The organism is Nguyenibacter vanlangensis, assembly GCF_038719015.1.
Lineage (GTDB): Bacteria > Pseudomonadota > Alphaproteobacteria > Acetobacterales > Acetobacteraceae > Gluconacetobacter > Gluconacetobacter vanlangensis.
Window position 1 is genome coordinate 2,633,841 of record NZ_CP152276.1, and the last position, 23,977, is coordinate 2,657,817.

Here is a 23,977-nt window from a genome sequence, read left to right on the forward strand (position 1 = left end):
GCTGCCCGGCGATATGGACCGGCCCTTGACGCTGCGGGGCTGACGGCCCGCCCGTACGGATCCGGCCTCGACAAGGATCGATCCCATGAATGTAAGCGAGTTCGTCTGGCGTCGTCTTTGCGAATGGGGATTGCGCCGCGTCTATGGATATCCCGGCGACGGCGTCGGCGGTCTGGACGTCGCGCTGCAGAAGATGCTGGACCTGGGCATGGAATACGTCCAGGTCCGGCACGAGGAAATGGCAGCCTTCATGGCCTGCGCGCACGCCAAGTTCACCGGACAGATCGGCCTTTGCTACGCCACGTCGGGACCGGGCGCCATCCACCTTCTCAATGGCCTGTACGACGCCAAGCTGGACCATGTCGGGGTCGTCGCCCTGGTCGGACAACAGGCGCGATCGGCGATCGGTGCGCAGTACCAGCAGGAAATCGACCTGCAATGCCTGTTCAAGGACGTGGCCGGCGCATTCGTCGCCACCGCCTCCGTACCGTCGCAGGTACGGCACCTGATCGACCAGGCAGTGCGGACCGCCGCCGCCCAACGGGCACCGACCTGCGTGATCCTGCCGAATGACCTGCAGGAATTGCCCTATGCCGACCCGCCGGTGGCGCATGGCGCGACCCACACCGGGACAGGCTTTCCCGACACGGCCATGGTGCCGGACGACGCAGCCCTGCACCGTGCCGCGGCGGTGTTGAACGAAGGACGCCGGGTCGCGAATCCTGGCCGGCGCGGGCGCGCTGGACGCGACCGACGAACTGCTGGCGGTGGCCGAGATGCTGGAGGCTGACGTGGCCAAGGTCCTGCTGGGCAAGGCCGCCCTGCCCGACGACCTGCCTTTCGTCACCGGATCGATCGGCCTGCTGGGCACCCAGCCATCCTGGGCACTGATGCAGGGATGCGACACGCTGCTGATGGTCGGCTCATCCTTTCCCTACAGCGAATTCCTGCCCAAGCCGGGCGCGGCGCGCGGCGTGCAGGTCGATATCGACGGCGCCAATCTTTCCCTGCGCTATCCGATGGACGTTGACGTGCTCCCCGAAAATTGGACCAGCTCGAGTTGGAATTTTCCACTTATGATCCCGTGCTCGGGATGAGGAGAGTTCCATGAAGGCATCGAAGTTCACCGAGGCGCAGATCGCGTTTGTTCTGAAGCAGGCCGAAGGGGGAGCGTCGGTCGCCGAGGTCTGCCGCAAGGCGGGTATTTCGGATGCGACGTTCTACAATTGGCGGAAGAAATATGCGGGTCTGATGCCGTCCGAGATGAAGCGGCTGCGGGTGCTTGAAGAGGAAAACGCCAAGCTGAAGCGGATCGTGGCGGACCTGTCGCTTGATAAGGCGATGCTGCAGGACGTGCTGTCAAAAAAGCTTTAAGGCCTGCGCGCAATAAAGTGCTCCCCGATCTTAGGCCAGGGCGAGCTGGAAATTCCCGGGGTTAGGGCTCGACCGGCAAGCACGCCGGCAAGCTATTGAGCAGCGATATCGGCGGTTTATTGCCGATGGCACTGTGTGGGCGGACCTCGTTGTAGTCCTGACGCCAAGCCTCCATTTTTGCCCGGGCGTCGTCAAGGCTCATGAACCAGTGCGTGTTCAGGCACTCAGCCCGGAATTTCCCGTTGAAGGACTCGATAAAGCTGTTGTCGGTCGGTTTGCCGGGGCGGGAGAAGTCGAGCACGACCCCCTTCTGATACGCCCAGAGATCCAGATCCCGGCTGACGAACTCCGTGCCCTGGTCGACCCGGATGCTTTTTGGGTAACCCATCTGCGCACAGATCCGCTCCAGCGTCTGGACGACATCCTCGCCACGATAGCTGAACCGTGGATCGGTCGCCGGCGAGAAGCGGGAGAAAGTGTCGATCACCGTCAGGATCCTGATCTTGCGGCCCGTCGCTAGCTGGTCGTGCACGAAATCCATGGCCCAGGTGTCGTTATTATGGGCGGCCGGACGGCGATCCTCGCGCACCTTCGCCTTGACCCGGCGCCTGGGCACCTTGTTGCGTAACTGCAAGCCCAACTCCTTGTAAAGCCGATAGATCCGCTTCGGATTGACCGCCCAGCCATCGCGTTTCAACAGGACATGAACGCGCCGATAGCCATAGCGAACGCGCGTTTCACAGATCTCGCGGATCTTCTGTGTCAGTTCGGCCTGCGTGCCACGCTTCGACTTGTAGACATAGAGCGAGCGGTCGATCCGCAGCACCGCGCAGGCGCGTCGTGTCGAGACTTTCCAGTCGCCCTGCAGCATGTCCACGAGTTCGCGTTTGCGCGCAGGCCTTAAAGCTTTTTTGACAGCACGTCCTGCAGCATCGCCTTATCAAGCGACAGGTCCGCCACGATCCGCTTCAGCTTGGCGTTTTCCTCTTCAAGCACCCGCAGCCGCTTCATCTCGGACGGCATCAGACCCGCATATTTCTTCCGCCAATTGTAGAACGTCGCATCCGAAATGCCCGCCTTGCGGCAGACCTCGGCGACCGACGCTCCCCCTTCGGCCTGCTTCAGAACAAACGCGATCTGCGCCTCGGTGAACTTCGATGCCTTCATGGAACTCTCCTCATCCCGAGCACGGGATCATAAGTGGAAAATTCCAACTCGAACTGGTCCAATTTTCGGGGAGCACGTCAGCAAACGCGAACTCGTGGACATGTGTCAAACGAATTGAAGAACTGACCCCTTTGGCGAAGCGAGGAACTGACCCCGTCATGAAGTGGTTGTCTCGGCTTCTCTGATGGACGCTCCGGCCTTCTGCAGAAGGCCGGAGCGTCGTTTCTCCCGCAGACGGTAGCTGTCGCCGCGGATGGTGATCACGGTGGAATGGTGCAGCAGGCGGTCCAGGATGGCGGTGGCCACCACCGGGTCGCCGAAGACCTCGCCCCATTCTCCGACCGAGCGATTGGAGGTCAGCAGGATCGAGCCGCGCTCGTAGCGCCTTGAGACGAGCTGGAAAAACAGATGCGCGGCGTTGGCTTCGAACGGCAGATAGCCCAGTTCGTCGATGATCAGCAGCTTCGGTCGCGATAGGAGCGCCAGTTGCTTGTCCAGCGCGCCGTCCGCATGCGCCTTGGCCAGCATGGCGACCAATGTCGCGGCGGTGACGAACTGCACGCTGTAGTTTCGCCGGATCGCCTCGCGCCCGAGCGCCACGGCCAGATGCGTCTTCCCCGTTCCCGGCGGCCCCAGCAGCAGGATCGTATCGCCGTGCGCGACCCAGCGGCACTCGGCCAGATCGCGGACCTGCCGGGGATCGAGGGACGGCTGGGCGTCGAACTCGAAGCCGTCGAGTTCCCGCACGAACGGGAACTGCGCCATCTTGCTCGCCATGGCGATGCGGCGCTCGTCGCGTCGCGCGATCTCGCGCCCGACCAGGAATGCCAGTGCCTCGCGTAACGTCATGTCCGAGCGCGCCGCCTCGTCGAGCAGCGTGTCCAGCTGGTCGCGGATCGCCGTCAGCTTGAGCCGGTCCAGCATCCCGACCAATGCCGCATGGTCCACGCCCGCCATCACCAGGCCCCTCCCGCGACAGCCTCATATTCGGCCAGCGGCCGGAGCAGGTCGGGCAACGGGGTCGGTAGCCCGGCAAGTGATGGGCCGTTCGCGGCCGGTCCGCCGACCACGCCGGCGAGATGGGAGCGATCGACGATCCGCTGCCGGCGTCCCGCGCAAAGCGGATGATCCGCCACGACCTGCCCGGCATGACGCACGACGACGCGTCCGCCCAGCACCACAATCTGGACGCTCTCGCCGATCAGCCGCCACGGCACGGAGTAGCTGTTGGTGTCCAGGTCGATCGCGCAATCGGCCTGAACCTTGCGCACCAGATCGCGCAACTGGCCGAACGGCGCGCGTCCACCGAGCGGGCGCAGGGCCTCGGCCTCGCCGGCGAAACGCTCCGACGGTGCAACGCCCGTCGTGCCATGCACGCGCCGGTCGGCAATCTCGCGCGTCCATTGGTCAAGATGCGCCTCGAACATCGCCCAGTTCGCGAAACGCCGTCCCGCGACCGCGTTCTTCTTGACGTAGCCGACCCCGCGCTCGTCCTTGCCCTTGGTCCGGGCGCGATACGGCGCGCAGGCACGCGGCGCAAAGCCCCAATACCGCGCAAAGGCGTGCAGCCGCCCATTGAAACGAACCTCCCGCGTCGTCGCGTCGTGATGCTCGACCAGAGCTTTGGCATTATCGAGCAGGATCTCCGCCGGAACCCCGCCGAACCGCAGGAATGCGCCCTCCATGCCCGCGAACCAGTCCGCCTGTCCCTGCCTCAGCGACGCGCGGATATGCAGGCGGCGCGAATAGCCGAGCGTCGCCACGAACAGATACACCCGCAGCCGCTCATCGCCGATCCACACCCGCGTCTCGCCGAAATCGATCTGCAACTGCCGCCCAGGCGGCGTCTCGAAGCGAACCGTCGCCCGCTTCCGGGCCAATAACTCCCGCCGCCACGGCCGGACCTTCAACTCGACCGAGCGAAGCCCAATGACGATCCCATGCTCGCTCGCCAGTTCCTGGCGGATCACGTCGGCATTGCCGTCGTGCCGGAAGAACCGCTCCCGAAGCCAATCGTCCAGACCATCGAACGCCGACCGCCGCTCAGGCTGCCGATACGCGATCGCCCCGCCAGCACGGACATATCGTCGCGCCGTGTTCCGCGAACAGCCAAACTCCCGCGCCAGCCGCTTGGCTCCCCAGCCAAGCCCGTGCAGCCGCATCATCGCGGCAACCTCCTCGGGTTGCAGCATCCCCGTTCCCCGCATCGTTCCAGACAATGCGGAAATCATGCTCTTTTCTTCCGTCATCGGTGCCCCTTTCAAAAACGAAGGGGGGTCAGTTCCTCATTGCGACAGGGGGTCACTTTCTCACTTCGCCTGACACTTGGAACGCCTACCTTTCGACGGCGATGCGTTTTCAAGGGAAATCTGGCTCGTCGTCCACGCGGATCTGAAACATTCGACATCGATCCGCACCGTGACAGATTTTATCGTCGATTCCGTTTCAAAGTCCGATCTTGGGTCGGCCCTCTTGTAGAAGAAGCCGTGTCCGATTCGCGCCCGCCCCCTTCGACGCCACTTCGCACGCGCCTATTACACGGGAATTCGCTTCCGGCTGCTTCCTATATGCTTCCGGTTGGGGTGCCATGAACGCCGAAGGCCGCCCATGAGGCGGCCTAATACCAACGGTTATAGACACAGACTTGTGTGAGCCCATTTTCTGAGTCCGATGGATCGGATGGTTTCCGGGAGGGCGGCGAGATTGTTCCAGGCGGAACAGGCGGCGTCGATGATGTGCTCGACGCCGTCGAAGACGGTGTTGGACAGCCAGTTGGCGCGAAGGAACTGCCAGATATTCTCGACCGGGTTCAGTTCGGGAGCGCGGGACGGCAGGAAGATCAGGCTGATATTGCGGGGCAGCTTCAGCTTGTCGGTGGTATGCCATCCTGCGCGATCGAGCAGCACGACAGCGTGGGCACCGCGGGCGACGCAGCGTGAGATTTCCTCGATATGCAGTTGCATGCCGGCCGTGCCGATGAACGGTAGCGCCAAGCCGGCGGCTTTGCCGCGCGCCGGGCAGATCGCCCCGAACAACCAGGCATTCTCGTAGCGCTGGTCGGCCGGCTGGCGTGGCCGCGTGCCGCGCCGGGCCCATTGTCGGACGATCCCGTTCTTCTGGCCGATCCGGGCCTCGTCCTGGAACCAGATCTCGATCGGCTTGCCCTTAGGCAGATGGCCGATATGGGCGTTCAGGATGCGGGGGAAGTTTTTTTAAACGCCTCCATGACGCCAGCGTCCTGACCCGGATGGCGTGGCCGGGCGCTGACATGGGAAAAACCAAGCCGTTTCAGCAGAGTGGACACGTGCCGCTCGTGGTAGACGACGCCGAAGCGCTCCTCGATCACGCGTTGCAGATCGACCCGGCGCCAGCGCACCACGCCATCGCGCTGCCGATCCGGGCCCGCCTCGACCAGGGCCTTCAATTCGGCCTGCTGTGCCCCGTTCAATCGGCAGGCTGGCCCCGCGTGCTGATGATCGCGCAGGCCATCGGGTCCTTCGGCATTGAAGCGATGAACCCAGTCTCGCAATGTCTGGCGATCCATGCCGCCTACGCGGGCCGCATCCGTCCGGCTGGACCCGTCACGGATCGCCGCCAGGGCCAGAAGCCGGCGCGCAGCGTTCGCCTGCTGGCTGCGCGCCGCAAGTCGCCTCAGATCAGAGGCCGAATAGTCATCTCGTAGCTTTACCGCCGCCGTCATCAGCCAGATCCTCCCGCATCAAGAGAATCAGAGCCGGCGCCGTTCGTCACTTCACACACGAGTCAGTGGCTACGTCCTTTGGTATAAGCATTTGTTTTCAAACGTGATTCATGGTTGCGGGGGCAGGATTTGAACCTGCGGCCTTCAGGTTATGAGTCAGTAAAACTGGCCTACGCTCGGCTACGCTCCAGCCGACAGTTCTACGCTCGACTACGCTAACACCCTTATTTTTCTTGATACTTCCACCCGAAACGCTACGCAGATCTTGTACCCGCTACGCCCGGTTACGCTCTCATCTGTTTCCTATGTGTTTCCTGCGGTGGAGGCAAGGATGCCCAAAATCACCAAGCGCGCCATTACGGCGGCGGAGCCGGCAGCGAAGGACTATTTCCTGTGGGACGACAGCATTCCCGCCTTCGCGGTCCGGGTCTGGCCATCGGGGCGCAAGGTCTATGTCATCCATTATCGCTCGGGCGGCCGGATGCGGCGCTATACCATCGGGCAGCATGGCAGCCCATGGACGGCGGATCTCGCCCGCGAGGAAGCCATCAAGGTGCTGGCCCGGGTTCATGACGGCGAGAACCCGGCGGATGTGCGGGCCGAGGAACGCCGGTCGATGAGGGTCAAGGAGTTCGGCAAGCGCTTTCTGGAAGAGTATGTCGACATCCACCTGAAGCCGACCACGCAAGCGGAATACAAGCGGTCGGTCGATCTGTTCATCGTGCCGAAATTCGGATCGTGGCGCGTGGCGGACATCACCCGTGCCGACATCGCCGACTTCCACGGCGAACAGCGACATATCCCCTACCAGGCCAACCGGACGCTCGGCGTAATCTCCAAGATGTTCAGCCTTGCCGATTTGTGGGGCATCCGCGCCGATGGCATCAATCCCTGCCGGGGCGTGCGACGGTATAAGGAAGAGAAGAGAGAGCGCTACCTCACCGGGGAGGAGTACGCCCGGCTTGGCGCCACGCTGGATGCCACGGAGGATATGCCCGAAGCTGTCTGGGCGATTCGCCTGCTGGCACTCACCGGATGCAGACTTCGGGAAATTCAGACCCTGCAATGGGATCACGTCTATCTCGACCACGCGGAACTCCGGCTGCCGGACAGCAAGACCGGCGCCAAGATCGTCCAGCTGGGACAGGCTGCCGTCGAGGTGCTGAAGTCCATCCTCCGTGTGAAGGATAATCCCTATGTCATCACCGGTCGGAAGAAAGGCGGCCATCTGACTGACCTGCAGAAGCCCTGGCGACGGATACGCAAGGCGGCCGGCCTGGACGGCGTCCGTATTCATGATCTGCGCCATTCCTTCGCCTCCGATGCGCTGGAGATGGGCGCGGATCTGACCATGATTGGCCGGATGCTCGGTCATAGCGACATCAAGACGACCGCGCGGTACGCGCATTTGAAACGGGAGAACGTCCGGATCTCGACCGACAAGGTGGCGGAACGCATTTCAACGGTCCTGTCGGGTCGAAAAGATCCGTCAGCCGAAGCAGATGCTCCCGTTGAGGGGATCGCCCAGGAAGCGACGACCGCAATTGCCGCATGATTGACAATCATTGCCAATAATTGGCATATATGACGTTCATTGGAGGCTCATATGGCAACGATGAATGTCTCTCTGCCCGACCCGATGAAGGAATGGGTCGAAGCGCAGGCACGGACCGGTCGCTACAGCAACGCCAGCGACTATGTCCGCGACCTGATCCGGCGCGATCAGGAAACGCGGACCACGCGCGCGGAACTGCAGGAGCATATTACCACAGGCCTGCGCAGCGGGGTCAGCCCCCGGTCCATGGATCAGATTCTTGAGATCGCGCGGGCCGCTGCCGGGACGGCGGATGACGCGCTATAGAACCACCCGGCTGGCCGACGAGGACATCATCGGCATCTATCTGCACGGCGTGAACGCATTCGGAGTCGACCAGGCGGAGCGCTATCATGCCCAGCTTGCCGCGACCTTCGCGTTGATCGCCCGTCATCCTGGGCTGGCGCCCGAACGCACTGAATTTGACCCACCGATCAGGCTTCACCGTCACCAGGCCCACCACATCGTCTATCTGGTTGACGAAGACGGCGTGCTGATCGTCCGGCTTCTCCCGCGACAGCGACATTGGGAAGCCCTGCTTTCCTGATCGCATTCACGCTCACAGCACAGATAGTTACGCAGCTCGACAAGCTGGTATAAAAAGCTAATCCTCACATTACAGGGCTCTAAAAACGACGCTTCGTTCGATTGTGATGCTATGTTTCTATTCCGGGCCACTGTTATCGTGCGCAGATGACGATCGACATCCGCCATCTCCGGTGCGCTCTGGCAGCCTACGACCAGGGCAGCCTCCGTAAAGCCGCCCTGGCGCTCGGTATCCGCCAAGTCACCGTCGCACGAAATATCGAGGCCATCGAAACCCGGGTCGGATATGCACTCTTTATCCGCCAACGGAACGGTGTTCACCCGACCACCGAAGGCATGGACTTCCTGCATATGGCGAGGCGCATCTTACGCGACATGGAGAGCCTGACCGGGGATAGAAGCGCCGTCCGCCGTAGTCGGGGCAGCCATCTGACGATCGGCTTCTATACCTCCGTCTCGGCGGGGCAGTTACGCGCCACCTTGCTGGAATTCCGCAATCGGTTCCCCGACATGCAATGGCGATTGGTCGGCGGCACGCGCCGCGAGGTCCTAAAAGGGGTCGAGGAGGGACATATCGACGTGGGGATCGTCACCACGCGCGGATTGGTGTGGCCCGACGCGTCACTGCCGCTCTGGCCGGAACGTTGCGTCGCGGCGCTTCCCGCCTCCCATCCGCTCGCCGGCCAGACGGTCGTCGAATGGAGCCAGCTTCGCGGAGAACGCTTCCTGACCAGTACGGTCGACCCAGGCACCGACATCGCGGCGCTGATCCGTTTCTACCTCCAGCGAGGGAGCTTCCATCCCGTGATCGCGGAGCATGAGACGAGCCTGCATATCCTCAAGCCGTTCGTGGCGGAGGGACGCGGCATCGTGATCGACTGCGAAAGCAGCACCGGCGAAACTCTCCCGGGCGTGATCTACCGGGAAATCCGCCATGAGAACATGCCGAGCGAACTGCGTTTGACCGCGTGCTGGTCGCGGAACAACCCGAACCAATCGCTGGCGGCGTTCCTGGCCCTGCTGCGTGAGCGTCATCCGGATTTTGCTTCCGGAAGCGCCGATGGCGCGGCCTGACGCCGCCGCTTCCTGAAAGCGCGATCACTCTCCATGAAGCGCGCCACCATCAGCGGGATCAGTCGTGCCGGCTCGGGTTTCCCTGCTTTCCCGGCAGATTGGGCAATGGTTGCCGCATAGAGGGTCAGATCCTGAAACACGGTCGCCGGCAGTTCGACGGCCAGCCTGACCGGCTTGTCGTCCGGCACGAGTGCGATGCGCAGCTTATCCATGGTCTGTGGTCCCCTTGCCACCATATTGTTTCAGGATCAAATCGTGATGGATCAGCACGACGAACGGCAGGCCCGGCCGGTCGGTCAGGGTCGGCTGGACATTGAGGCTGCGGTCGATCAGCCGATTGCCGACCATCGAAAACCCGTTCGACGCCCCACTACGGATCGCCTGCATCAGATTGTTCTCGCCGAAGGACGTCCCGGCCTCGGACCCCACGCTGAGCATGGTGGTCACCAGCGCCGCCTTGAACAGTTCGCCCCAGTGCCGATCGACCTGATCGGAGAGCCCGGCCTGGCCGATCGCGTCGGCGCCCGGCAGGTTCTCCAGCACGACGGACTCCCCGTCCGGAAGGATCAGCCGGGTCCAGATCACCAGCGTGCGGTCCTGCCCGAAGGCGATCGCACTGCTGTACTGGCCGACCAGCGTGCTGCCCTGGGGAATCAGAAGATAGCGTCCGGTCGGGCTGTCATAGACGTTCTGCGTCACATGGCCGGCAAGTTGCCCCGGCAGGCCGGAATTCACCGCAGTATTGAGCGCACCGGCGATGGCTGTGCCCGCCTGGAGTATATAGGGCGAAGCCGGCGCCACGATCCGTTCCAAACTGACCGTGCGGTGATCGACCGCCTGCGCCAAAAAGCCGCGGTTTCCCGCCTGCGGGTCGATGTCGCTCGGCCGCGATGGACTTCCCGCTCCGGCCACTGTCCCTACCATCGGAGCGGCAGTGCCGCCACCCCGATCCCCCTGCCCGACCTGGACGAACAGCTTGCTGCCGATCGCGGCATCGATCTCCTGCTGGGCGCGGCGCGCGTCATCATTGCCGATGGCATTGACCGGGATCGACTTGCCCTGCTGCTGCGCGTTGAGAATCGGCTTACCAAGATCGCCGGGCAGCGCCGGTCCCAGCTTGGGCACGCCGCTATATTCCTTCGGCAGAGCCTCCAGCCCCGCCGCGGCAGGGCGCGAACTGGTATCCTGATTCGCAAAGGCAGATGGCGCATGATGGCTGGCCTGCAGGGCATACCCCAGCGCGAAGGCCACCGCGATGGCCCCTGCTCCACCCAGCGACCAGACGACCCGGCGCGAAAGCCGCACCACGCGCGGCCGATCGCCACGCAGGCGCAAATCGGGCGGCGCCACAGGCGTCTGCGAGGAGGCCGCTTCTCCGGCATCGCGTCGATCATCGCGATCATGATCGTCCGTCATGACCGCCGCCCGTCGGTGCGGACGATGCGCACACGCTGCTCGCTGTGCTTATCGCCCAGCCGCAGTTCGGCGGCGGCAAACAGCCGGTCGACGATCATCCAGTTCTGCCGAACGCGGTAATTGACCAGCGCCGGATTGCCGTCCGGGCCCAGCACGAACAGCGGCGGCAGTTCGCCCTGTCCGATCCCGGACGGAAAGGCGATATAGACCTTGTTCCCGTCATCGAAGGCGCGGAGCGGCTGCCAGGGCGGCACGCCGCCTTTGACGTCCTGGATCACGTAACGGAAATTGAGGGCATTGAGGTCCAGCCCGGTATCGACGGGCGCCTCATCCTCGGAGGCCGCGTCCTGGCGGTGGAGGGCGATCAGATCGTCCTCGGGATAGTCCCAGGACACCGAGGCCATGTAGGTGGCGGGGGTGGAGCGCAGCTCGGCGAGATAGGTCCGCCGGTCGGTATTGACGATCAGGTTGGTGACCAGATCTGGCCTGGTCGGCTTGACCAGAATATGAACGCGCCTGGTCGCCCCTGCCCCGCTCTCGGTATCGCCGATGATCCAGCGTACCGTGTCGCCGGCGGCCTCCGGGCCGCTGCCCACCAGCTTCTCGCCGGGCTGGAGCATGATGTCGGTGATCTCGCCGGGCGCGGCATAGACCTGATAGAGCGCACCGGCACTATAGGGATAGACCTGCACCGCGTTGATGAAGCCGGCCCGCGTCGGCTGGATCCGCGCCGCCAGATTCGCCTGGGTCACCCGTGCGGCCGGGTCGACGACTTCGGGGGCCGTGCGACCCGAACGTCGTGAGGGCAGCGGCTTCAACTGGCCGGGCAGCGGCAAGGGTTGCGGGATCTCGACCACCCGCACGGGCTTCGGTGGGTCCGGCAGGCGCGTCGCCCGCACGGCGTCGTCATAGCGGATGGCGGGCGGATGATACTGTCCCGCGCAGGCGGACAGTGCGAGCAGCATCAGCGGCAGGACACGCATGACCATGCGGATCATTGTCCGAGTTCCTTCGACCAGTTGATGGCGGAGACGAAGATGCCGAGCGGGTTGCGGCGCAGCCGGTCGGCGTCGTGCGGCGGTGCGATCAGCACCGAGAGGATCGCGGTCCAGCGTTCGGTGCCCGTGTAGGCCCCGTCGCGGTAATGCCGCTCGGTCCAGGCAATGCGAAAACTCGCCGGCGAGGCGCGGATCACCGAGGAGACGTCCACCTCGACCTGCTCGCGCCCGATGCGGGAAAACGGATCGTTAAGCCGGGCCTCGTCGTTCAGCGCGGTTGCACCAGACGTCGTGGTGAAATCATAGGCGCGCAGCCAGTCCTGCCGGACCACCACCGGGTCGGAGGACAGGCCGCGCACGTCCTCGATAAAGCGTGCCAGAGACCAGGCAATCTGCGGATCGGTGGGCGTGTAGCCGGCCATGGCCGGGGCCACGATTTGCGCTTCGCCCAATTTATCCACCTGCACCACCCAGGGCACGATGGTGCCGCGCGCCGACTGCCAGACCAGCGCCGCGCCGAGCCCGGCCGAGAGCAGCAACGAGCCAAAGGCCATGAAGCGCCAGTTACGCGCTTGGACGCGGGCGGAGCCAATACGCTCGTCCCAGAGCTGCGCCGCCTTCTGGTAGGGCGTGACGGGCTCGGGCGTGATGCCATAATTGGTGGTCGCGCGACGGAACATCGCCATCATTCTTTCTCCGAAAGGTCGATGCTGGAACTTCCGCCGCCGCCGTCGGCGGAGCGGATGACATTGGCGGCTTCCGCCGCATGGGCCGTGGCATTGCGGCGCTTCATTTTCCGCGCCCAGCGCGGCGGCTTGCCGTCGGGGGCTGGACCGGCCCCTCCATCTGCGCCGCTAGCTGCACCACCGCTCCCTGGCTCCGCCGACGCTCCCCCCGTGGTGCGCCCGCCCGTCGCGGTGAAGGCGGCGCGGCCGCCGGAGGCATAGCTCTCCTTGAGGGCACTGGCGGCAGACGACGCCTTGTCCTTCACCGCATTCATCGCAGCACCTCCGGCCGCGCGGCCCACACCACCCAGACCGGCGGCCATCCGCGCGCCAGCGCCCTCGGCGGCGGACGTGGCGGTACCGAGGGAATAGGCGGTCGAGGCTGCGCCTGCCGCGGCGGCCCCACCCCGGGCGGCGGCGGCCGTTGCCGCCAGCGCCGCGCCACCACCGGAAACCGCCGCACCGACCCCGGCAACAGCAGCGGCGCCCATGCCGGCGACCGCCATGCCGGTCCCGACGGCGGCCCCCGCGCCCAGTTGCGGAGCGCCGGAGATCAGCCCGTTGGCGATGCTGCCGCCATAAATGGACAAACCGACGATGGCGATCGACCCCAGCACCACGGACATGGATTGCCCGATGGTCGGAGCGGCATCGCCATAGGACGTAGTGAATTGCGCGAAGAGCCCGGCGGCGATTCCGCTGATCACCGCCAGCACCATGATTTTCACACCCGACGAGACGACGTTGCCCAGCACCTTCTCGGCCAGGAAGGCTGTGCGGTTGAACAGGGCGAAGGGAATCAGCACGAACCCGGCGAGCGTGGTCAGCTTGAACTCGATCAGCGCCACGAAGAGCTGCACCGCGAGAATGAAGAACGCCGCCACCACGATCAGCCACGACAGACACAAGACGAAAATCTGGATGGCGTGGGTGAACAACGCGACCGGGCCGACCATCTTCGCGGCGGCATCGAGCAATGGCTGCGCCGCGTTCAACCCCGTCTCGGCCAGGCGGCCCGGCCGCAGGAAGGACGCCAGATCGATGCCGCTGCCACCTGCTTTCAGGCCGAGTGCTGCGAAGCTGTCGAAGATCTTCTGCGACAGGCTGTCGAAATCGTTGATGATCAGCGCGAAGAACCCGACATAGAGAGTCTTCTTCACGAGGCGCTGGATGATGTCCTCATCCACCGCCCAGGCCCAGAACAGGCCGGCCAGCACGATATCGAGTACCGACAGGGTGCCCGACAGCGACAGGACGCTGCCCTTCACCAGCCCGAACCCGGAGTCGATCGTCGTGGTGAAGACGTTCAGGAACCGATCGATCACGCCCAGATCATTGGTGGCCATGGGCGTCAGTTCCCGCTGGGACCGAACATGGTGATCACGGTCGGCGCGTAAGCATCGTGCTGGGCGAAATGCTGGTATTGGGCCTGGCCGTCGGCCTCCTCGGCGGCCTCACGCGCCTGCTGAAGTTCCTGTGCCCGGCCATTGGCGGACAGCACCGCGATCACGTCGGAAAGCTGGCGGGATTGCAGGGCAAGCAACTGGTTGCCGGCCTGCGCCGCCTGCAACGCCCCGGCCGAACTCTGGCTCGCCGAGACAAGCTGGGTCATGGCGCTACTGTCGGACGGGATATTGCCCACCACTTGGGCCTGAATCTTCAGCGCATCCTCGAATCCACCGACCGCGTTCCGCCAGCGGGTCTGCGCCTGGCTGAACAGGGCGCTGTCGGACATCCCCGACGAAATCGAGGTGTAGGCCTGCTGGTATTGCTGCTCGACCGACTGGACGCTGTAGGCGATGTTCTGCGCCTGCGTGAGCAGCGCCGTCGTCTGGGAAATCGTCGATTGCAGCGTCGACAATCTCGACAGTGGCAGGGTAGCGAGGTTCTTCGCCTGGTTGACCAGCATCTGCGCCTGATTGGCGAGCGAGGAAATCTGGTTGTCGATCTGCTGCAACGCGCGGGCGGCCTGCAGCACGTTCTGGCCGAAATTGGCACCGTCGAACACCGCCCATTGCGCGCGGGCCGGAATGGCGGAAAGAGAAAATACCCCGAAAATACTGCACAGGAGCAGGACGCGCCTCATGGCACATCTCCTTCCCGGAGAAGGTCGGCGGCCCAGGTCACACCCCGCGCCGCGAACCAGGCCGACAGGAATCCGTCCCGCCCATGCTCGGCCAGTACCTCGTCGATCAGCCGGTGATCGTCCTTTCCCGAAGCCGCGCACAGCGCCAGCGCCACGGGGCCAAGCCCCAACTCGAACAGACGGTTGCCGCGCTGGGTCTGGCAGTAATACTCCCGCTTGGAGGCCGCACGGGCGATGATGCCGATCTGGCGGTCGTTCAGCCCGAAATCGCGATAAAGCACCATGATCTGCGGTTCGATCGCCCGCTCGTTGGGCAGGAAGATCCGTGTCGCGCAACTTTCGACCACGGCCGGCGCGATCCGGCTATTGGCGATGTCGGACAGAGACTGGGTCGCGAAAACGACTGAGGCGTTCTTCTTGCGCAGGGTCTTCAGCCATTCGCGGAGCTGCCCGGCGAAATCGCCATCGTCCAGCACCAGCCAGCCCTCATCGATGACCAGCAGGGTCGGCCGACCGTCGAGACGGCCCTCGATGCGGTGGAACAGGTAGGAGAGAACGGGCGACGCCGCCCCGGAACCGATCAGCCCCTCGGTCTCGAACACTACGACGTTCGCCTCGCCGAGACGTTCGGCATCGGCGTCGAGCAGCCGGCCATGGGGACCGCCGAGGCAATAGGGCGCCAGCGCCTGCTTCAGCGTGTTGGATTGAAGGAGCGCCACGAGGCCGGACAATGTCCGTTCGTGAGGGGGCGACGACGCCAATGAGTTCAACGCCGACCAGAGGTGAGACTTCACCTCGGGCGTGAGCGACAGGCCCTCGCCAGCAAGGATCTGGCCGACCCATTCGGTCGCCCAGGTGCGTTCATGGGGATCGTCGACCCATGCCAGCGGCTGGAGGGAAACCCCGCTTTCCTCCGCGCCATCGACGTCCTTCCCGGCCGTCAGCCCCACCCCCAGCCCCCCACCCAGGTCGTGCCAATCCCCGCCCATGGCCAGCGTCGCCGCGCGCAGCGAGCCGCCGAAGTCGAAGGCGAAAACCTGCGCCCCGGCATAGCGCTGGAATTGCAGCACCATCAGCGCCAGCAGGACGGATTTGCCGGCACCAGTCGGTCCCGCAATCAGCGTGTGACCGACATCGCCGACATGCAGGCCGAAGCGGAACGGCGTGGCACCGGCGGTCTTGCCATAGAACAGAGGCGGGGCGTTGAAATGCCCGTCGCGGTCCGGTCCCGCCCAGACGGCGGAGAGCGGGACCATATGCGCCAGGTTCAGGGTCGAGATCGGCGGCTGACGCACATTGGCGTAGACATGCCCCGGTAATGATCCGAGCCAGGCTTCCACCGCGTTCAGGCTTTCCGCCATGCAAGTGAAATCGCGGCCCTGGATGATCTTCTCGACCAGACGCAGCTTCTCGGCGGCGATACTGGCGCTGCCGTCCCAGACCGTAATCGTCGCGGTGACATACGCCTGCCCGACATTGTCCGCGCCGAGCGACTGCAACGCCAGATCGGCATCGGCCGCCTTGTTGGCGGCGTCGTTGTCGACCAGCGCCGACGCCTCGTTGGTCATCACCTCGCGCACGATGGCGGCGATCGATTTCCGCTTGGCAAACCATTGGCGACGGATCTTCGTCAGCACCTTGGTGGCATCGGTCTTGTCGAGCAGGATCGCCCGCGTCGACCAGCGATACGGCATCGCCAGCCGGTTCAGGTCATCGAGAATCCCCGGAAAGGTCTGGCTCGGAAACCCGGTGATGGTCAGGGTCTTGAGGTAGGCCGCGCCCAGTTTCGGTTCGAGCCCACCCGTCAACGGCTGATCCACCAGCAGCGCATCGAGATGCATGGGAATTTCCGGCACACGCACCCGCTGGTTCCGCGTCGAGATGGTGCTGTGCAAATAAGTCAGCGTCCCGGCATCATCGAGCCAGGCGGCCTCGGGCATGAAGCCGTCGAGCAACGCGAGCAGCCGGTCGGTCCGGTCGACGAAATTGCGCAGCAGCCCGTGTGGATCCGGCCCGTCGCGCTCCATACCCTCATAAAGCAGGCGTTCCGCCCGGCCCGAGGTTTCCGCCGGGGGCAGCCAGACCAGGGTCAGGAAATACCGACTCTCGAAATGCGCTCCTTCATCCTCGAACGCCTCGCGCCGTTCCAGATCGACCATCTGGCTGGCCGCGTCGGGGAAGTCACTCTCCGGGTACAGGGTGGCCGGCCCCCGCTGCGCCTCGACGAACACCGCCCAGCCGGAGCCAAGCCTTCTGAGCGCGTTGTTCAGCCGGCCGGTGACGCCGACCAGTTCGGCAGGCGTCGCGGAATCGAGATCGGGACCACGGATGCGCGCGGTGCGCTGGAAGCTGCCGTCCTTGTTCAGCACCACGCCGCGTTCGACCAGCGTCGCCCAGGGCAGGAAATCGGCCAGCAGGGATGCGCGGTTGCGATATTCGCCAAGAGACATCATCGCCGTGCCCTCCTCACGCCCGCAGCCAGGCGGGATAGCGGAGGTGGCGGCGCGCCACCTCGACAAACAGTGGGTCGCGTTTCGCGCCCCAAACCGCCAGGCTGTGCCCGACGATCCAGAACGCGGCGCCGATCAGCCACAGACGCAGGCCCAGCGCGATCGCGGCGGCCAGCGTACCGTTGGCGATCGCCACCGTGCGCGGGGCACCGCCGAGCAGGATCGGCTCGGTCAGGGAGCGATGCACCGGGACATGGAATCCCGGCACCGCATCGTCCTCGTATCCGGCGGCCATCAGATCAGCGCCCCGCCGGCGAAGGAGAAGAAGGACAGGAAGAAGCTCGACGCTGCAAAGGCGATGGACAGGCCGAAGACGATCTGGATCAGCCGGCGGAATCCGCCCGAAGTCTCGCCAAAGGCCAGGGTCAGGCCGGTCACGGTGATGATGATCACCGACACGATCTTGGCCACCGGTCCCTGCACCGAGTCCAGGATCTGGGTCAACGGCTGCTCCCACGGCATGCCGGAGCCCGACGCCCAGGCACTGGAACCGAACACCGCCGTCAGCAGGGCGGCGGACGCGATCGTGGCAACGTGCTGCCGCACACGGGGACTGTACTGGATCATCGGGATTCTCCGTCGGTCTGGATTGGATGGAGGCGATAATCGCCGGTCGCGGGATCGCGCCCGTCGACCGTGGCGAGTTCGGACAGGCGCCGGGCATTACCCCGCCCGGACAGCACCGCGATCACGTCGATGGTCTCGGCGATCAGCGCGCGCGGCACGGTGACCACGATTTCCTGGATCAGCTGCTCCAGCCGATGCAGGGCACCCAAGGCGGTGCCGGCATGCAGGGTGCCGATGCCACCGGGGTGGCCAGTACCCCACGCCTTGAGCAAGTCGAGCGCCTCGGGACCGCGCACCTCGCCGATCGGGATCCGGTCGGGCCGCAGGCGCAGCGCCGAGCGCACCAGGTCGGAGAGGGACACCACGCCGTCGCGGGTACGCAGTGCCACCAGGTTGGGCGCCGCGCATTGCAATTCGCGGGTGTCCTCGATCAGCACAATCCGATCGTCGGTTTTGGCGACCTCAGCGAGCAGGGCGTTGACCAGGGTGGTCTTGCCAGTCGAGGTGCCGCCCGCGACCAGGATGTTCTTTTGCTCGGAGACAACGCAGCGCAGGAAAGCGGCCTGGCCTGCGGTCATGATCCCGGCGGCGACATAATCGTCGAGGGTGAACACCGCGACCGCCGGCTTGCGAATGGCGAAACTCGGCGCGGTTACAACCGGGGGTAGCAGACCCTCGAACCGCTCTCCGGTCGGCAGCTCGGCCGATACGCGCGGTGCGGCGTCATGCACCTCGGTGCCGACATGGTGCGCGACCAGACGGACAATGCGCTCGGCGTCAGCCGGGGTGATATGGTCTCCGGTGCCCGCCAACCCCTCGGACAGACGGTCGATCCACAGCCGCCCATCCGGGTTGAGCATCACCTCGACCACGGCCGGGTCGGCGAGATGCCCCGCGATGGCCGGCCCCATCGCCGTGCGCAGCATGGAGATGCCGCGCTGCGCGCCCGGTGCCAACTTGGGAAGAAAAGACATGCCGTCCCCGCCCTGTTCAGGCAGCGAAACCATTCCGCCACCAGCGGGATGAATTAAGAAAGGCAGAAACCTGCTGAGTTCAACAGCATTTCCCGGCACTGCGCAGCGGAGCGTAGAACGGCGCAGCGGAGCGCAAAATTGTCGGCGGGAGCGCAATCACGGCGACGGCGGGGTGTCCTGGTCCAGTTCCTCATGGAGACGCCGCCCGGTGCTCATGCGCCGGGCCAGGGTTTCGATGAACTGCTCGTAGCGCGCGCTGGCCTGCGCCCGTGCCGCCGCGGCGGGCTCGGGCAATGCGGGCGTCGTCAGCAGCCAGAAACGGATGAACAACGCCAGGGTCTCGACGCTGATACCGAGATCCCGCTCGATGCGCCCGAGGCGCCGGTCGACCCGCTCAAGCCGGCGGCCAACCGCCCCCTCCCCGCCTCCCTGCTCCGGCGACAGGAATGCCGCCAGGGCGGTTTCGACTACCATGGACTGCGACTGATGACGGCGGGTGGCGAGATCGCCGACCGTTTTCGCCAGATCCGGGTCGAGATAGACGGTCATCTGCTGTTTCCTGCGCGGGCGGCTCATCAGCGATCCATCCCCATATCGTCGTCGCGATCCAAGGCAGTCAGGCGGGCGATACGCTGCAGGTCCGCGAATTCCCGCTGCGCATGCGCCGACCGTCCGTCGGCCTCAGAATGCTGCGGGTCCGGCTCGGCTGGCGACGTCCGCTGCGGTGGCGGCGTGTGGGCGGCGTCAAACTCCTTGCTGTGCTTCTTCCCCGCCCCGACAGGATCGCCAGTCGCCTCCTCGTCCGTGGCTGCGGGCGCTTCCTCCGGCATCTGTTCCGGCCGGGCCAGACCGGTCCAGTCGTCTGGTTTCGGTGGAGTCTCGCCCCCGTCCCGAAGCGGCGGCGGCAGAACCCGGCTCTGCAAGCGAGAATCCGTGTAGTAACGGGCCTTTTTCGCACGCACCGGCGGCGTGCCCGCCGCCATGACGATCTCGTCCGCCGCCGGCAATTGCATGATCTCGCCCGGCGTCAGCAGCGGGCGCGCGCTTTCCTGGCGGGAGACCATGAGATGCCCGAGCCAGGGCGAGAGCCGATGCCCGGCATAGTTCTTCTGCGCCCGGATCTCGGTCGCGGTGCCCAGGGCGTCGGAGACGCGTTTGGCCGTCCGCTCGTCATTGGTGGCGAAACAGACGCGGACATGGCAATTGTCGAGGATCGAATTGTTCTGGCCGTAGGCTTTCTCGATCTGGTTCAGCGACTGGGCGATCAGGAACGCCTTGATCCCGTAGCCGGCCATGAAGGCCAGCGCGCTCTCGAAGAAATCCAGCCGGCCCAGAGCCGGGAATTCGTCGAGCATCAGCAGCAGGCGATGGTTCTGTTTCTGCCCTTGCAGATCCTCGGTCAGCCGTCGGCCGATCTGGTTCAGCACCAGCCGGATCAATGGCTTGGTGCGGCTGATATCCGACGGCGGCACGCTGAGATAGAGCGTGGTAGGCTGGCCGCCCCTGACGATATCGGTGATCCGCCAGGCGCAGCGCGCCGTGACCTTGGCGACGACGGGGTCGCGATACAGGCCGAGGAACGACATCGCGGTGGACAGCACGCCTGAGCGTTCATTGGGGGATTTATTCAGCAGTTCGCGCGCGGCGCTGGCGACCACGGGATGCGGTCCCGCTTCCCCGAGGTGCCGGGTGCGCATCATCGCGCTCAGCGTGCTCTCGATCGGTCGCTTGGGATCGGACAGCAGATTGGCGACGCCGGACAGGGTCTTATCCGGCTCGGCATAGAGCACGTGCAGGATGGCTCCGACCAGCAGGGAATGGCTGGTCTTCTCCCAATGGTTGCGCCGCTCAAGCGAGCCCTCGGGGTCGACCAGGACATCGGCGACGTTCTGGGCGTCGCGCACCTCCCACTCGCCGCGACGGATTTCAAGCAGCGGGTTGTAGGCATCGGACCGTGGATTGGTGGGATCGAACAGCAGCACCCGGCTGAAGCCGGCGCGGAAGCCCGCCGTTCCCTGCCAGTTCTCGCCCTTGATGTCGTGGACGATCACCGAGCCCGGCCAGGTCAGCAGGGTGGGGATGACCAGGCCCACGCCCTTGCCCGAGCGGGTCGGCGCGAAGCACAGCACATGCTCGGAGCCGTTATGGCGGAGATACTCTCTTCGGTAGCGGCCGAGCACGACGCCGTCGGGATCGAGCAGGCCGAATCTGCGCAGATCCTCGGGCTCGGCCCAGCGGGCGCTGCCGTAGGTGGCGGCACGTTTCGCTTCGCGGGCACGGCGCACGGACAGCGCCACCGCCACCAGGAAGGCGGCTACGCCGCCCGACCCGGCGATCCAGCCGCCCTGCGCAAAGATGTGCGGCGCGTAGGCGTCGAACACATACCACCACCAGAAGATCATCGGCGGCGGATAGATCGCCCAGCGATGGAACAGGACGAACCAGGGCGATCCCAGTTCCGGCTGGAAGGCGAGCTGCCAGGCCACCCATTCTGTCGCCAGCCACCACGACAGCAGGATCATCGCCAGGACGACGATCATCTGCCCCCAGAGAATGCGTGCTCCAGACATTGGACGGCTCCTTTCTGCAACAGGCGTTACAGAGAGGGGCTCCGTCAGGAATTCAATCACTTTGCCCGGTCGTGCGTAGTCGGGCGGAGCGGAGCGTAAAATTGTCGGATTTGACCCAACCCATACTACCACTCGCTGACGGGGGCGTGACGAAACCCCGAATCGCACGTACCATGCCGGGGCATTTCGCCGAAACAGGGACCGGTACCGTCGATGAGCAAGGCTTTTATCGCAGCTGTTCTTCAGGACTCTCTCAACTGCACCGGGGTCGCGGCGCAAAAGGCGGCCGCCGATCTGATCGACGCGATCACGGTCGAACTGAAGACGGAAGGCGGCTTCACCCTGCCCTCCTTCGGCGCTTTCACGGTCCACAAGACCAAGGCCCGCAAGGCGCTCAATCCCCGCACCGGCGAGCCGGTGAAGGTCAAAGCGGGCAAGACCGTGCGGTTCAAGGCCAGCCCGGTGCTCAAGAAGGCCGTCTGACCCTCGGGTCAGGCAGGCCGGCATCTCTGGGCTCCGCCTGACAGGATCCGGGCGTTTTCATCCATCGCTGCAGAGGTCGGGGCAGGCATGGATCAACCATGCGGGCAATGGCGTAACACGGTGGATGATCCGACCGTCCGCGATCTTGATCACCGAATTGGGTCGCACTGCGGTAATATCCGACGCCACCACGCGAGGCGCGCGCGATCGCGGCCGGCTGGTTGTGCAGGCTGCTCACATAGCGCCGCCGGATATCGTTTGGCTCGATGCGCAAACCGCTTGACTACTATATGTGCATGGCAGACCGGCAGGATTGACCGGGGAACGTTAAGGTCCGGTCTTGGTGAGAGAGACAGAAAAACTCGCCATTCCTTAGCGGCACATATGAGATCATTTTCCCTTTCTAAGCGTGTCGTCCTGCAGCGCATCAGTCGCGCGATCTGGACGACCCCAGTAAACAGAGACATATACGCAGCGAGCGTTCAGGATATGAACTCAGTGGAGAACTGCCTGTGCTTTCTTCAACAAAGCACAGGCGGCCCAACTCATGATATCATGAATCAGCTTGTTCAAGGCCGCTCACTGCCGTGGCGGCAATCACCCACCCCATCGGCCAAGGTGTTCCGTCCGCGCAGGAGCCCACGAGCGCGGAGCCCAGCATCCCGCAGCCATACTGCATCGCACCCACAAGGCCGGAGAGGCTGCCAGCGTGCCGGGCAAAGTTTTCCATCGCAAGCGTAATGGAATTGGCGAAGATGAAGCCGCGGGACGAGATGAACAGGAAAACCGGGACGAAAACCCCGAAAACGCCGCCCCATCCGGTCCAGGCATCGCAAGCCAGAAGACAACCGGCCAGGGCGGAGAGGACCGACCCGCAAAGCAGCATCCGCCGGGCGCCATAACGCATGACGAGACGAGACGAGACGAGCGTTGAGCAGATTGGCGATCATCATGCCAATGACGCCAGCACCGAACAGGAAGCCATAAAACTGCGCGCCGACGTGATAATACGAAATATAGACAAACGGACTGCCCGCCACATAGGCGAAGCAGCCTCTGTAAATCAGAGCGCCTGCCCCGGCAGTCCCGAGCAGGCGTGGATTGAGGATCAGGGAGCCATCGCCGGCAAGAATGCGCCTCACGGACCGACGGAGCCGGCGCTCCGCCGGTAGGGTCCACAACGCCGCCAGCGTGACGACGCCGATGGCCACGAGGGTCCAGAAGATTCCACGCCAGCTCGTGACGCGCCGTTCTGGCGTCGAACATGTCTTCACCTACGAGAAAGGGTCCGTCCGTCCCCGCGTGAGGCCCTATCATAGATCGCCGTAAGGCCGGAAGCCGGCGCGACTGCGCCGTCTGTTTCGTCGCCCGAGCCAGAACACGAAGGGTTGCAGCACCATAATCGTCACGAAACACCAGCGCGTTGCCCGTCCTCATGAATCATATTGCGCCTCTCATGTTACCCCACGAACCCGCATCATTTGTCGAAGCAAAGCCAAATTGGTATAATGCCGATTTTGTGAAAGGGTGGACCATTCCATAAATTCAGGATAGGCCCATGATCCATTCTTTCTCGGCCGCCCTGAGCTTGGCATTCAGCGCCTCTCACGCTAATTTCTGTTAGAAGCTCGGGGGCGTGCAGGCACTGATGACCTGACACGCTTCCGACCCCACGCAACGAAAGCGATGCGGCCGATGGCTTTCGAAATAATAGGCATCGCCCGGCCCAAGGATCTTGCGTTCATCGTCGACCGTGACCTCCAGTCGGCCCGACAGAATAATGCCCCCCTCTTCTCCGTCATGAATCAGGGGGACCTTCCCTGTATCCGAGCCCGGCTGATAGCATTCCTTCAGGATCTGAAGACTGCGACCGAACAGATTGTCACCGACCTGTCGGTATGAAATCGCCCCCTTGCCGATTTCTGCCAATTCCTCCGATGCGTAGAACACCTTCCGGGAACGATCGGGCTCAAGCGCAAAGAATTCGGCCAGCCCGATCGGAATTCCATCAAGAATGCGCTTCAGCGCACCCACGGACGGGTTCGACGAGTTGGACTCTATCAGGGAAATCGTCGAATTCGTGACACCCGTCCGTTTGGCCAGTTCCCGCTGCGACAGATTATGGGCCAAGCGAAAATGGCGCAGACGATTGCCGATATCGACCGACATCTTGTTCCGTTCCCGGTGTTGAAT

The 23,977-nt window shown here is 64.3% G+C and carries 24 protein-coding genes and 2 pseudogenes; 8 read left to right on the forward strand and 18 right to left on the reverse strand.

Annotated elements, in window-relative coordinates; genetic code table 11:
* Positions 1 to 85: 85 nt before the first annotated feature.
* Both AAC691_RS12190 and AAC691_RS12195 read left to right on the forward strand, forming a co-directional pair.
* Positions 86 to 1,079 (forward strand): annotated as a pseudogene (locus AAC691_RS12190) (thiamine pyrophosphate-binding protein); the annotation flags it as partial.
* 28 nt (positions 1,080 to 1,107) lie between these two features.
* Positions 1,108 to 1,397 (forward strand): annotated as a pseudogene (locus AAC691_RS12195) (transposase); the annotation flags it as partial.
* Positions 1,398 to 1,435: 38 nt separating this feature from the next.
* Here the strand turns inward: AAC691_RS12195 and AAC691_RS12200 are convergent.
* From AAC691_RS12200 to AAC691_RS12215, 4 genes are all read right to left on the reverse strand, one after another.
* Positions 1,436 to 2,541 (reverse strand): IS3 family transposase gene (locus tag AAC691_RS12200; protein ID WP_342627084.1). Its coding sequence is split into 2 segments (ribosomal slippage): positions 1,436 to 2,289 and positions 2,289 to 2,541, totalling 1,107 coding nucleotides; the frame shifts between segments, so codons are not numbered across the junction.
* Between the two features lie 156 nt (positions 2,542 to 2,697).
* Positions 2,698 to 3,498 (reverse strand): IS21-like element helper ATPase IstB, encoded by an 801-nt coding sequence (gene istB, locus AAC691_RS12205; RefSeq protein ID WP_342626975.1) that lies wholly within the window; start codon positions 3,496 to 3,498, stop codon positions 2,698 to 2,700.
* Positions 3,498 to 4,790 carry an IS21 family transposase gene (gene istA, locus AAC691_RS12210; RefSeq protein ID WP_176639677.1) on the reverse strand — a complete coding sequence of 431 codons (1,293 nt, stop codon included), beginning with the start codon at positions 4,788 to 4,790 and terminating at the stop codon, positions 3,498 to 3,500. Before istA ends, istB begins: the two co-directional genes overlap by 1 nt.
* 381 nt (positions 4,791 to 5,171) lie before the next feature.
* Positions 5,172 to 6,241 (reverse strand): IS630 family transposase gene (locus AAC691_RS12215; RefSeq protein WP_342627085.1). Its coding sequence is split into 2 segments (ribosomal slippage): positions 5,172 to 5,755 and positions 5,755 to 6,241, totalling 1,071 coding nucleotides; the frame shifts between segments, so codons are not numbered across the junction.
* A 331-nt stretch (positions 6,242 to 6,572) separates the two neighbouring features.
* On the opposite strand from AAC691_RS12215, the gene AAC691_RS12220 reads away from it, so the two are divergent.
* From AAC691_RS12220 to AAC691_RS12235, 4 genes are all read left to right on the forward strand, one after another.
* Positions 6,573 to 7,796, forward strand: coding sequence for a tyrosine-type recombinase/integrase (locus AAC691_RS12220; RefSeq protein WP_342627086.1), 1,224 nt, complete (start codon positions 6,573 to 6,575; stop codon positions 7,794 to 7,796).
* A 51-nt stretch (positions 7,797 to 7,847) separates the two neighbouring features.
* Complete coding sequence (locus tag AAC691_RS12225) at positions 7,848 to 8,102, forward strand: type II toxin-antitoxin system ParD family antitoxin (protein ID WP_342627087.1); 255 nt, start codon at positions 7,848 to 7,850, stop codon at positions 8,100 to 8,102.
* On the forward strand, positions 8,089 to 8,382 hold the full coding sequence (locus AAC691_RS12230) for a type II toxin-antitoxin system RelE/ParE family toxin (RefSeq protein WP_342627088.1): 294 nt from the start codon (positions 8,089 to 8,091) through the stop codon (positions 8,380 to 8,382). The genes AAC691_RS12225 and AAC691_RS12230 overlap by 14 nt, the downstream gene beginning before the upstream one ends.
* Before the next feature lie 146 nt (positions 8,383 to 8,528).
* Entirely contained in the window at positions 8,529 to 9,455 is a 927-nt protein-coding gene (locus AAC691_RS12235) for a LysR family transcriptional regulator (RefSeq protein ID WP_342627089.1), read from the forward strand.
* Here AAC691_RS12235 and AAC691_RS12240 read toward each other — a convergent pair.
* The 12 genes from AAC691_RS12240 to AAC691_RS12295 all read right to left on the reverse strand — a co-directional run bounded on the left by AAC691_RS12240 (position 9,413) and on the right by AAC691_RS12295 (position 21,301).
* Positions 9,413 to 9,667: a DUF2274 domain-containing protein gene (locus AAC691_RS12240; RefSeq protein ID WP_342627090.1), complete on the reverse strand. Its 255-nt coding sequence runs from the start codon at positions 9,665 to 9,667 to the stop codon at positions 9,413 to 9,415. The genes AAC691_RS12235 and AAC691_RS12240 overlap by 43 nt on opposite strands.
* Positions 9,660 to 10,871 (reverse strand): TrbI/VirB10 family protein, encoded by a 1,212-nt coding sequence (locus AAC691_RS12245; RefSeq protein WP_342627091.1) that lies wholly within the window; start codon positions 10,869 to 10,871, stop codon positions 9,660 to 9,662. The genes AAC691_RS12240 and AAC691_RS12245 overlap by 8 nt, the downstream gene beginning before the upstream one ends.
* Entirely contained in the window at positions 10,868 to 11,869 is a 1,002-nt protein-coding gene (gene trbG, locus AAC691_RS12250; RefSeq protein ID WP_342627092.1) for a P-type conjugative transfer protein TrbG, read from the reverse strand. Before trbG ends, AAC691_RS12245 begins: the two co-directional genes overlap by 4 nt.
* The gene (gene trbF, locus AAC691_RS12255; protein ID WP_342627093.1) at positions 11,866 to 12,549 is read right to left on the reverse strand and encodes a conjugal transfer protein TrbF; all 684 of its coding nucleotides are present in this window, start codon (positions 12,547 to 12,549) and stop codon (positions 11,866 to 11,868) included. The genes trbG and trbF overlap by 4 nt, the downstream gene beginning before the upstream one ends.
* A gap of 5 nt (positions 12,550 to 12,554) precedes the next feature.
* Positions 12,555 to 13,940 carry a P-type conjugative transfer protein TrbL gene (gene trbL / locus AAC691_RS12260; RefSeq protein ID WP_342627094.1) on the reverse strand — a complete coding sequence of 462 codons (1,386 nt, stop codon included), beginning with the start codon at positions 13,938 to 13,940 and terminating at the stop codon, positions 12,555 to 12,557.
* Between the two features lie 5 nt (positions 13,941 to 13,945).
* Entirely contained in the window at positions 13,946 to 14,680 is a 735-nt protein-coding gene (gene trbJ, locus AAC691_RS12265; RefSeq protein WP_342627095.1) for a P-type conjugative transfer protein TrbJ, read from the reverse strand.
* A complete protein-coding gene (gene trbE / locus AAC691_RS12270; protein WP_342627096.1) occupies positions 14,677 to 17,133 on the reverse strand; it encodes a conjugal transfer protein TrbE in 2,457 nt (818 codons plus the stop codon). The genes trbJ and trbE overlap by 4 nt, the downstream gene beginning before the upstream one ends.
* Before the next feature lie 13 nt (positions 17,134 to 17,146).
* Positions 17,147 to 17,425, reverse strand: coding sequence for a VirB3 family type IV secretion system protein (locus AAC691_RS12275; RefSeq protein ID WP_342627097.1), 279 nt, complete (start codon positions 17,423 to 17,425; stop codon positions 17,147 to 17,149).
* Positions 17,425 to 17,757 (reverse strand): TrbC/VirB2 family protein, encoded by a 333-nt coding sequence (locus AAC691_RS12280; protein ID WP_342627098.1) that lies wholly within the window; start codon positions 17,755 to 17,757, stop codon positions 17,425 to 17,427. The genes AAC691_RS12275 and AAC691_RS12280 overlap by 1 nt, the downstream gene beginning before the upstream one ends.
* Complete coding sequence (gene trbB, locus AAC691_RS12285; protein ID WP_342627099.1) at positions 17,754 to 18,731, reverse strand: P-type conjugative transfer ATPase TrbB; 978 nt, start codon at positions 18,729 to 18,731, stop codon at positions 17,754 to 17,756. Before trbB ends, AAC691_RS12280 begins: the two co-directional genes overlap by 4 nt.
* Positions 18,732 to 18,887: 156 nt before the next feature.
* Entirely contained in the window at positions 18,888 to 19,307 is a 420-nt protein-coding gene (locus AAC691_RS12290; RefSeq protein ID WP_342627100.1) for a CopG family transcriptional regulator, read from the reverse strand.
* Positions 19,307 to 21,301 carry a conjugal transfer protein TraG gene (locus AAC691_RS12295; protein ID WP_342627101.1) on the reverse strand — a complete coding sequence of 665 codons (1,995 nt, stop codon included), beginning with the start codon at positions 21,299 to 21,301 and terminating at the stop codon, positions 19,307 to 19,309. Before AAC691_RS12295 ends, AAC691_RS12290 begins: the two co-directional genes overlap by 1 nt.
* A gap of 213 nt (positions 21,302 to 21,514) precedes the next feature.
* Between AAC691_RS12295 and AAC691_RS12300 the strand changes: the two genes are divergently transcribed.
* Positions 21,515 to 21,784, forward strand: coding sequence for an HU family DNA-binding protein (locus tag AAC691_RS12300; RefSeq protein WP_342627102.1), 270 nt, complete (start codon positions 21,515 to 21,517; stop codon positions 21,782 to 21,784).
* Between the two features lie 553 nt (positions 21,785 to 22,337).
* On the opposite strand, the gene AAC691_RS12305 is transcribed toward AAC691_RS12300, so the two are convergent.
* Positions 22,338 to 22,691: a hypothetical protein gene (locus AAC691_RS12305; protein ID WP_342627103.1), complete on the reverse strand. Its 354-nt coding sequence runs from the start codon at positions 22,689 to 22,691 to the stop codon at positions 22,338 to 22,340.
* On the opposite strand from AAC691_RS12305, the gene AAC691_RS12310 reads away from it, so the two are divergent.
* Positions 22,690 to 22,956 carry a hypothetical protein gene (locus AAC691_RS12310; RefSeq protein ID WP_342627104.1) on the forward strand — a complete coding sequence of 89 codons (267 nt, stop codon included), beginning with the start codon at positions 22,690 to 22,692 and terminating at the stop codon, positions 22,954 to 22,956. The two genes, AAC691_RS12305 and AAC691_RS12310, sit on opposite strands and share 2 nt — an antisense overlap.
* 448 nt (positions 22,957 to 23,404) lie before the next feature.
* On the opposite strand, the gene AAC691_RS12315 is transcribed toward AAC691_RS12310, so the two are convergent.
* Positions 23,405 to 23,953 carry a cupin domain-containing protein gene (locus AAC691_RS12315; protein WP_342627105.1) on the reverse strand — a complete coding sequence of 183 codons (549 nt, stop codon included), beginning with the start codon at positions 23,951 to 23,953 and terminating at the stop codon, positions 23,405 to 23,407.
* Positions 23,954 to 23,977: the final 24 nt, after the last annotated feature.

Excerpts from the sequence above, each read along its gene's own strand:
- trbB (WP_342627099.1), bottom strand. The coding sequence starts at position 18,731 with ATGTCTTTTCTTCCCAAGTTGGCACCGGGCGCGCAGCGCGGCATCTCC.
- AAC691_RS12310 (WP_342627104.1), top strand. The coding sequence starts at position 22,690 with ATGACGAGACGAGACGAGACGAGCGTTGAGCAGATTGGCGATCATCAT.
- AAC691_RS12230 (WP_342627088.1), top strand. The coding sequence starts at position 8,089 with ATGACGCGCTATAGAACCACCCGGCTGGCCGACGAGGACATCATCGGC.
- trbE (WP_342627096.1), bottom strand. The coding sequence starts at position 17,133 with ATGATGTCTCTTGGCGAATATCGCAACCGCGCATCCCTGCTGGCCGAT.
- AAC691_RS12295 (WP_342627101.1), bottom strand. The coding sequence starts at position 21,301 with ATGTCTGGAGCACGCATTCTCTGGGGGCAGATGATCGTCGTCCTGGCG.
- trbJ (WP_342627095.1), bottom strand. The coding sequence starts at position 14,680 with ATGAGGCGCGTCCTGCTCCTGTGCAGTATTTTCGGGGTATTTTCTCTT.
- AAC691_RS12280 (WP_342627098.1), bottom strand. The coding sequence starts at position 17,757 with ATGATCCAGTACAGTCCCCGTGTGCGGCAGCACGTTGCCACGATCGCG.
- AAC691_RS12240 (WP_342627090.1), bottom strand. The coding sequence starts at position 9,667 with ATGGATAAGCTGCGCATCGCACTCGTGCCGGACGACAAGCCGGTCAGG.
- AAC691_RS12275 (WP_342627097.1), bottom strand. The coding sequence starts at position 17,425 with ATGGCCGCCGGATACGAGGACGATGCGGTGCCGGGATTCCATGTCCCG.
- AAC691_RS12235 (WP_342627089.1), top strand. The coding sequence starts at position 8,529 with ATGACGATCGACATCCGCCATCTCCGGTGCGCTCTGGCAGCCTACGAC.
- istB (WP_342626975.1), bottom strand. The coding sequence starts at position 3,498 with ATGGCGGGCGTGGACCATGCGGCATTGGTCGGGATGCTGGACCGGCTC.
- trbG (WP_342627092.1), bottom strand. The coding sequence starts at position 11,869 with ATGATCCGCATGGTCATGCGTGTCCTGCCGCTGATGCTGCTCGCACTG.
- AAC691_RS12315 (WP_342627105.1), bottom strand. The coding sequence starts at position 23,953 with ATGTCGGTCGATATCGGCAATCGTCTGCGCCATTTTCGCTTGGCCCAT.
- AAC691_RS12305 (WP_342627103.1), bottom strand. The coding sequence starts at position 22,691 with ATGCGTTATGGCGCCCGGCGGATGCTGCTTTGCGGGTCGGTCCTCTCC.
- AAC691_RS12290 (WP_342627100.1), bottom strand. The coding sequence starts at position 19,307 with ATGAGCCGCCCGCGCAGGAAACAGCAGATGACCGTCTATCTCGACCCG.
- AAC691_RS12300 (WP_342627102.1), top strand. The coding sequence starts at position 21,515 with ATGAGCAAGGCTTTTATCGCAGCTGTTCTTCAGGACTCTCTCAACTGC.
- AAC691_RS12220 (WP_342627086.1), top strand. The coding sequence starts at position 6,573 with ATGCCCAAAATCACCAAGCGCGCCATTACGGCGGCGGAGCCGGCAGCG.
- trbL (WP_342627094.1), bottom strand. The coding sequence starts at position 13,940 with ATGGCCACCAATGATCTGGGCGTGATCGATCGGTTCCTGAACGTCTTC.
- trbF (WP_342627093.1), bottom strand. The coding sequence starts at position 12,549 with ATGTTCCGTCGCGCGACCACCAATTATGGCATCACGCCCGAGCCCGTC.
- AAC691_RS12225 (WP_342627087.1), top strand. The coding sequence starts at position 7,848 with ATGGCAACGATGAATGTCTCTCTGCCCGACCCGATGAAGGAATGGGTC.
- istA (WP_176639677.1), bottom strand. The coding sequence starts at position 4,790 with ATGACGGAAGAAAAGAGCATGATTTCCGCATTGTCTGGAACGATGCGG.
- AAC691_RS12245 (WP_342627091.1), bottom strand. The coding sequence starts at position 10,871 with ATGACGGACGATCATGATCGCGATGATCGACGCGATGCCGGAGAAGCG.